The 250-nt window shown below is 46.0% G+C and carries 1 protein-coding gene; it reads left to right on the top strand.

Annotated features, from left to right (window positions below; translation table 11 throughout):
* Positions 1-250 (top strand): sugar-binding domain-containing protein (locus Q5762_RS39185; protein ID WP_315897091.1); only part of this gene is annotated, 250 nt, incomplete at both ends.

Raw genomic sequence — 250 nt, 5'->3', positions numbered from 1 at the left:
AGATAGTCGTTTGCCCGCTGAATTTGACCTACACCTTTTTGCAGGCGAAAATACGCTTGCCGTAATGGTGATTCGTTGGTGTGACGGCAGTTACTTAGAAGACCAAGACATGTGGTGGCTCAGTGGTATTTTCCGAGATGTCACCCTACTTTCTAAACCTAAGCACTGCATTGAAGATGTCTTCATTACTCCGGATCTCGACGCATGTTATCGTGATGGTTCTCTGTCTATCGTGACTCACATTTCAGCG

The sequence above is a fragment of the Streptomyces sp. P9(2023) genome, assembly GCF_032436795.1.
Classification (GTDB): Bacteria; Actinomycetota; Actinomycetes; order Streptomycetales; family Streptomycetaceae; genus Streptomyces.
This window is presented reverse-complemented; position numbering and strand designations above follow the sequence as displayed.